Annotated in this window: 7 protein-coding genes; 3 read left to right on the plus strand and 4 right to left on the minus strand. The window is 70.8% G+C overall.

The genetic code is table 11. The features are described from left to right. Nucleotides 1-305: 305 nt before the first annotated feature. On the minus strand, nt 306-953 hold the full coding sequence (locus IE273_RS42680; protein WP_189820492.1) for a hypothetical protein: 648 nt from the start codon (nt 951-953) through the stop codon (nt 306-308). 516 nt (nt 954-1,469) lie between these two features. Between IE273_RS42680 and IE273_RS42685 the strand changes: the two genes are divergently transcribed. Together IE273_RS42685 and IE273_RS42690 are read left to right on the plus strand one after the other, a co-directional pair. After that, nucleotides 1,470-1,976, plus strand: coding sequence for a hypothetical protein (locus IE273_RS42685; protein WP_189820493.1), 507 nt, complete (start codon nt 1,470-1,472; stop codon nt 1,974-1,976). Nucleotides 1,977-2,511: 535 nt separating this feature from the next. Continuing rightward, entirely contained in the window at nt 2,512-3,378 is an 867-nt protein-coding gene (locus IE273_RS42690) for an SGNH/GDSL hydrolase family protein (protein ID WP_189820498.1), read from the plus strand. 158 nt (nt 3,379-3,536) lie between these two features. Here the strand turns inward: IE273_RS42690 and IE273_RS42695 are convergent, their stop codons facing one another. Both IE273_RS42695 and IE273_RS42700 read right to left on the minus strand, forming a co-directional pair. Continuing rightward, nucleotides 3,537-4,421: an MBL fold metallo-hydrolase gene (locus IE273_RS42695; protein ID WP_189820494.1), complete on the minus strand. Its 885-nt coding sequence runs from the start codon at nt 4,419-4,421 to the stop codon at nt 3,537-3,539. A gap of 72 nt (nt 4,422-4,493) precedes the next feature. Continuing rightward, nucleotides 4,494-5,081, minus strand: a complete 588-nt coding sequence (locus IE273_RS42700; protein ID WP_189820495.1) for an NADPH-dependent FMN reductase — start codon at nt 5,079-5,081, stop codon at nt 4,494-4,496. Nucleotides 5,082-5,297: 216 nt separating this feature from the next. Here IE273_RS42700 and IE273_RS42705 point away from each other — a divergent pair, with 216 nt between their 5' ends. Then, complete coding sequence (locus IE273_RS42705; RefSeq protein ID WP_189820496.1) at nt 5,298-6,278, plus strand: Lrp/AsnC family transcriptional regulator; 981 nt, start codon at nt 5,298-5,300, stop codon at nt 6,276-6,278. Between the two features lie 157 nt (nt 6,279-6,435). Here the strand turns inward: IE273_RS42705 and IE273_RS42710 are convergent. Beyond that, a partial coding sequence (locus tag IE273_RS42710; protein WP_189820497.1) for a zinc-binding dehydrogenase occupies nt 6,436-6,663 on the minus strand: 228 nt, incomplete at its 5' end.

Raw genomic sequence — 6,663 nt, forward strand, 5'->3', positions numbered from 1 at the left:
GCGAGAACACCGCATCGGTGCTGGAGCTCTTCGACGTGCTCCAGGCGCAGGGCATGACGCTGCTGGTGATCACGCACGACGACGCGGTGAGCGCACGGGCGAGCCGGCGGGTCCGTATCCGCGACGGCCGGCTCCGTCAGGAGGAGGCATGACGATCCCCCTGCGTGGCAGGTCCCGGACCCGCCCGGCACAGGACACATCCGGCCACCGGCGCCGGATGCCGGTGGCCGCCCTGGGCACGCCCTCCTGGGGCACGCGACGGTGCACGGGCGCGGCAGCCGACCACCGGCCCGTACCGCTCCGCCTCAGAAGTACAGGGCGCGGTGGTTGCGATAGGCGAACGCGTCGCCCGAGCTGAGTATGGCCACGATGTCCTCGCAGAAGCGCCGGTAGTCCATTTCCTGCTCGGCCGACAGCGTCACCGAGACGACCGGCTCAGGGGCACCGGCCTGCCGCAGGGTGTCCAGGAGCCCGTCCGACGGCGTCAGCAGCAGTACGTCCAGGACCCGCCGGAGAGCGTCGGGGAGAACCTGCTCCCGCCCTGGCGGTGGGGCGGGTGTCCCGGTGCCGACCTCGCTCGCCGCCGCGCTCCGGGCCTGGTCGGCCGCGGCGAACAGTTCCAGACAGGCGAGCAGATTCCCGAGGTCGGCCGCCGCGACCTCCACCGGGTACAGGCTCGTCAGCTGGTCGCCGCCCGGACCGTACAGCACGTACCTGGTCTGGGCCCGGTCACCCGGCGTGGGGCCGGCGGACCGGCTCGTGGCGTACCACTCGAACCACAGCGGCAGCTGCACCAGTACCTGCACCCAACTGTCGTAGGCGTCCGAGATGACGTCCTCGTCGTCGGTTTCAAGTCCCTCGCTGTGCAGTCGGTGGAGGTGCCGGAGCAGCGGTTCCTCAAGGCTCTCGAACTTCGCGAAGAACACCGGATCGTCGGGGATGAGAACGTGCAAGGGGCTCCTCCTCTCACCAGCTCGTCGCCTCGTGAAGGCGAGCGGGTCGATCGTGCCGCGCCGGACTCGGGGAGCGGTCGCCCGGCGGCCGGAGCCTGCCATGAGAATGAACGGATCGGCCCTGCGCGGAGTTCATCCGTCCGCCACTCGGTCACATGTATCCTGGCACACATATCGCCTCGCGAAGAAGTGTCGCCGCCCTCCGCCGGCGAGCACCCGGCCGTCACAACGGCCTTCCGAACGGACCCACGTGTCCGGCAACGTTGTCATACGGCCGGCGGGTCCGGCGCAGGAGCCGCGCGCGGTTCGTCGGCACACCTACCGGGCATTTCCCGTTCGGGAGCCTGCTCATGTGGGTAGGAAACGTCGGCACCACCTTCCCACACGAAGGCACATCGGCACTTATCGTGAAGAGTGAACATGCCCGGCGAACCATCCGGCGTTGACACTTTCCCGCACAGGGCCTTCGGCGTGGGTACCATGCGCAACGTCATCCATATCGAGGAGTGAATGGTCTTGACCACACAGTCAGCCGCCACACTCCGATCGCGGTACGTGGAACAAGCCGCATCGGACCTGGAGGAGAACCGCCGACGGCAGCAGGAGCTGGCGTCGAAGATCGAGATGTTGAAGCAGGAGGAGGCACTCCTGGCCGACATCCTGAACCTCACCGAGCGGTACGAGGGCTTCGCGGACGCGTCGCGTCTGCCGGAGCAGCTACAGGACGAACCGGCCGTCGGGAGGCCGAAGCGCGCTCCGGGTGGAGGCTCGGCGCAGGCGGGCGCGAAGGGGAAGTCGCGCCTGCCTCTGCTCGGTGACCTGCTCACGGATCTGCTCGGCCACCACGACGAGCCGCGGCTGGCGAAGGAACTGCGGGACGAGCTGATGGCGAAGTACCCGGACCGCGCCCCCACCCCGCAGGTGGTGCGCAACACCCTTGAGTCGCTGGTCGCCAAGGGCCGCATCCAGCGTCACAAGCAGCAGCGTTCGGTCATGTACACCCTGCTGACGCCCGGCGCCTGACCTCTGCGCTCGTCCCGCGACCGGGCTGTCCACCAGCCGGACACCGCCGCGTTCGCGGGACGAGTGAGGTCCTTCGTACAGCCGTGCCACCCGGTCGATGTGCTCGACGGCCGGGTGGAGAAGGGCGAGTCGAGGACGCCCGAGCTCCCTCCCGGCCGGACGGTCGACGGCGACGGCGACGGTGACGGCGACGGCGACGGCGGGCCGGATCCCCCACGCACTCCGTCTCACCCCTTCGTCAGCCGCGCCGGACGAGCCGGCGGTCGATCAGTGCGCGGGAGTTGGCCGTCACCGCCGCGACCGCACCCGGGCGGCCCGCGTCGAGTTCGGTGCGTGCGGCCTGCCGCCGGCGGAACAGCGGTGCCCAATTCGTTATCTGAGCACCCGGCACCTGAGCGCCTCCGGATACGTGTGAAGGGTGGGTGCTCTGCCCGGCCCCTGACGTCCACGCTCGGCGGAGCCCCCTCGACCGATCACGGAAGGACAGATCTTGAGGAAACTGTTTCCCACCTCCCGCGCGGGACGCGCACTCACGGTGGGTGCCGCACTGCTCTCCGCCGGGGCCGCTCTCGCCCCGGCCGGAACGGCTGCGGCGAGCACGGTGACGGCGGGCCGGACCACGGTGGACTACGTCGCTCTCGGCGACTCGTACGCCTCCGCGCCGCTCGTCCCCACCCAGGTCGACGCCACCTGCCTGCGCTCCAGCCAGAACTACCCCTCGCTGGTCGCGCAGTCCAAGAGCGCGACGCTGACGGACGTCAGCTGCTCGGGCGCCACCACCGCCGACCTGACGGCCCCTCAAGCCGATGGCGTGCCGGCCCAGCTCGACGCCGTCAACCGGAGAACCGACCTGGTCACCGTGACGATCGGTGGCAACGACATCGGCTTCTCGACCGTGCTGGGCACCTGCGCCCAGCTCACGGCCACCGATCCGGCCGGCACCCCCTGCCGGACCCACTTCGCGGGCACCGGGACGGACCAGATCTCGGACGCGGTCGCCCGGACCGGACCCAAGGTCGCCCAGGTGCTGCGCGGCATCCACCAGCGTGCGCCGCACGCCCGGGTCGTGGTGGTCGGCTACCCCGACCTCTTCCCCGACGACGGCGTGGGCTGCACCAGCAAGACGGTGCCGCTCGCCATGGGTGACTTCGCCTGGCTTCGCGACAAGGAGAAGGAACTCAACGCGATGCTGGCCCGTCAGGCCTTCAAGAGCGGGGCGCGGTACGTGAACACGTACACGCCGACCGTCGGTCACGACCTCTGCAAGCCGACCGGTGAGCGGTGGATCGAGACCTTCGCCCCCGAGACACCGGCGGCGCCGGTGCACCCGAACGCCACGGGTGAGCGTGTGATGGCCTCGGCCGTCGAGGCCGCCCTCACGCGTCACTCCTGGCACCGCTGACCCTCGCGAAGGCCGGTCCGGTACCTCGTTGTACCGGACCGGCCTTCGCTGTGTGTGGGGTGTGCGCCGCGCGCTGTCGGAGACAGCCGGACGGCCCGGGGCCGGTGCGCCGGGCCGGCGAACGCCTGCCACGCCGTCGTCCCGGCCCGCGTCCTCCGTCACACCGTCCTGGGAGTAGGGAAGAGTGCCCGAGCGGGGACCGGCACCCAGTCGGTGCCCGCCAGGCGTCCGAAGGCCTGGTCGCCGAAGTGGAACGCGAAGCCGAGTGTTCCCGGCCGCTCAAGTTCCGCCGCGATGCGCTTGCGTGCGGCCATCACCCCGCTCTGGTCCACGTCGGGCCGCGACGGCCACTCGGGATGCGCCAGCTGCGCCGGCGTGTGGAACACGTCCCCGAGCACGACCAGCCGCTCGCTGCCGGCGGTGATGACGTACGACGTGTGTCCCGGGGAATGGCCCGGAGTGACCAGTGCACACACCCCGGGAAAGATCTCTTCGCCGTCGTCGATCGGGGTGTGGGCCGCACCGATGAGTGTGAGGATGTCCGCTGTCGGGGCGCCCGGGACGGTCGTGCCACAGCTGTGCGGGGCCCATTCCCGGGCGGCGACGAGGTAGCGGGCCTTCGGGAAGGTCTTCTCCGGTGTGAACGCCCAGCCGGTGTGATCGACGTGCAGGTGGGTGAAGGCCACCGCCTCGATGTCCTCGGGTGTGTGCCCGAGCGCGGCGAGCATCTGGGGGAGCGCACCGCAGTCGCTGTGTCCCACCGGTTCGCCGGAGACGTGGATCGGCCCGCGTACGGGCCCCATCCCGGCATCGATGAGCAGGCGGCGGCCGTCGCGTTCGACCAGCAGGCCGCCCGCCGACATGGCCAGCCGGCCCTTCTCGTCGAGCAGCTCCGGGTGGGCGTCCCAGTAGTCCTCGGCGAAACCTGGGAAGAAACCTGACGGCAGCATGGCCATCGCGCCGTCCACGACATAGGTCAGACGTACGTCACCCAGTACGAGCGACCGGACGGCGGACTGTCGGTTCAGCGTTCCGATGTGCATGTCGTTTCCCCTCCTTGTGCGGGTCATCGGCTCCGCCCTCCCCTGCCGGGCCGCGGCGGGGCCGCACCGAGGTCAGTGGACGGATGCGCCCGTCAGGGCCTGCTGCCGCTCGCTGATGGTGAGTTGGGTGAGGGCGTCGAGCACCGCGCACAGCAGTTGCCGGGCCGGGGAGTCCTCCGGGAGGCGGCCGTCGTCGAACTGCTGGTGGGCCTGGAAGAGGAGGAACTCGGGCTGCTGCACGACGCGGGCGTTCATCTTGTGCAGCACCTGGCGCAGGGCCAGCTGCGCCCGGACGGTGCCGAAAGGACCGGGGGAAGCCCCGACGACGGCGACCGGCTTCAGCGCGAGCGCCGGGCCGTCGTCACCGGCCGGGCGGGAGAGCCAGTCGAGGGCGTTCTTCAGCGCTCCGGGTATCGAGGCGTTGTATTCGGGTGAGGCGATCAGCACCGCGTCCGCCTCCTGGACGCGGCGGCGCAGGTCGATGACGGCGGACGGCGCGGGGTGTTCCTCGTCCTCGTTGAAGTGGGGCAGACGGCCGAGCCCGTCGTAGTGGTCGAAGCGGTGGTGCGGGCCCAGACGCTCGGCCTCCCGCAGCAGGGTGGTGTTCAGGGAGTCGCGGCGCAGGCTCCCCGAGATGGCGAGGACGTTGAGGGGGGTCACGGTGTCTCCTTCGCGGTTCGGGCCGTCCGCAGTCCGGAGGGGGTCACCTCGCGGTCGTGTCCGGGAGCCGGGAGGTGCCGGGTGTGCCGGCGGGGACGGGTGGTCGGTGGTGTGCGGGCCCATCGGCCTGCGCGTGATCCATCCTCGACGACACGGCGATACAACGCCAGAATTGTCCTTCGGAATTCACATTGGGCGCCAAGTAGGCCGCATAGAATGCCGATCGTGCGCCAAAGTCTGGACGAGACGGATCAGCGGATCGCCGCCGCTCTGATCGCTTCACCGCGCGCTTCCTGGCGGGCCGTCGCCGTATGCCTGGGGCTGTCCGAACGCACCGTGGTCCGCCGCGCCGGCCCGCTGTACGCCGATGGCACGCTGCGCGCCACCGCGGAGCGCAATCCGATCCGCTTCCCCCACCTGGTGCCCATGGCCCTGCGCATCCGTTGCCGTCCCGAGCGCATCAGAACGGTCGCCTCGACCCTGGCGCGCCGCACCGACACCCTCTGGGTCGACATCCTCGGCGGCGGCGACGAGATCAGCACCATCGTCTTCCTGGACGGGACCGAGGCACGCAATCGCCTCCTGCTGCGCGATCTGCCGGCCACCGACGCCGTCCACGGCTGGACCTCCCACACCCTGCTGCGGGTCTTCCCCGCCTCCCTCAACTGGGGTGCCCGGCTGCTGGACGACGAGGAGGCCGCGCGCCTCGGAGTGCGGCCGTTCCCGCTGAGCTCCCCGCCACCGGCTCCCCTGCCCTCCGCGGACCTGGCCCTGATCCAGGCCCTGACCGAGAACGCCCGTGCCGACTACGCCACGCTCGCCGAGCGGACCGGCACCACACCACGCACCGCACGGCGCCGCCTGGAAGCACTGCTGCACGACGGCACGGTTCGGCTGGTCACCGAGACCGACCTGGCCCTGCTCGGACTGCGCACCAAGGCCCAACTGTGGCTGTCCGTCGAACCCAGCGCCCTCCAGGCCGCCGCCGAGCAGCTCAGCCGCGAACCCGCCGTCCGCTTCACCGCCGCGACCACCGGACCCGCCAACCTCCTGGTCATGGTCACCACCACCGACCTGGACGCGCTCTACCGCTTCCTCACCGACACCATCGGAGCCATGAAGCAGATCACCTCGGTCGACACCACCCCGGTCCTGGCCACCGTCAAACGCACCGGCCTGACCCGCCCGGGCTTCTGAGTCCGCTCGGGGAAGCCGAGGAGAAGCCGTGGGCGAAGGTCGGCACCAGCCGGTTCCGCCGCGCGCTACCGGTCGTCGGCCGCCCGGCCGCTGGTGACCCGGTCAGTCCGGCCAGGCAGTCGGCCACGACCCCAGGGGCGGTCGACGCGCGGCCGGTTCAGCGGCTCGGGTCGAGCAGCAGCTTGCCGGAGGTGCGCCGCGACTCGATGTCCGCGTGTGCCTGAGCGGCCGCGCCCAGCCGGTAGCGCTCACTGACGTCGATCCGCAGCCTCCCCTCACGGATCTTGCCGAAGAGGTCTCCGGTGTGCCGCAGCAGCAGCTCCCGGCTGTGGATGTGGTCCGCGTACACCGCGTAGGTGATCCTGACGCTCTTGGGCAGGTCGAG

The organism is Streptomyces olivaceoviridis, assembly GCF_014650115.1.
Taxonomy (GTDB): Bacteria; Actinomycetota; Actinomycetes; order Streptomycetales; family Streptomycetaceae; genus Streptomyces; species Streptomyces olivaceoviridis.